The organism is Candidatus Skiveiella danica (assembly GCF_022705245.1).
GTDB lineage: Bacteria > Pseudomonadota > Gammaproteobacteria > Burkholderiales > Burkholderiaceae_C > Skiveiella > Skiveiella danica.
The window spans coordinates 1-364 of sequence record NZ_JAKJEW010000007.1; the positions used below are offsets into that span (position 1 = coordinate 1).

The 364-nt window shown below is 63.5% G+C and carries 1 pseudogene; it reads right to left on the minus strand.

What is annotated here, in order from left to right:
* Window positions 1-158: pseudogene (locus ACMUOY_RS05445) on the minus strand (2-hydroxyhepta-2,4-diene-1,7-dioate isomerase); the annotation flags it as partial.
* Window positions 159-364: the final 206 nt, after the last annotated feature.

Genomic DNA, 364 nt, shown 5'->3' on the forward strand with positions numbered 1-364 from the left:
GTGTCGGACTTCAACTTGCGCAGGCGGGCCAGCGCCGCATCGCTCAATTGGTCGGGGCCGATGTCGGCCACCACCGCGCTCAGATCGCGCAAGCGGCCGTCGGAGTCGATCAGGCCGGGCTTTTCCTTGCCGGGTTTGCCATAGCGCACGAGTTTCATGGGGCTTCCTTGGTGTGATGGACGGGACTTCGCTGCAGCCTACATGTTGCGCCGATACTGCCCGCCGACTTCAAACAAGGCATTGGTGATCTGGCCCAGCGAGCACACGCGCACGGCGTCCATCAAAACCTCAAACACGTTGCCGTTGTCGATGACGGCCTGCTGAAGGCGCTTGAGCTGCTTAGGCGCTTCGGCCGCGTGGCGGG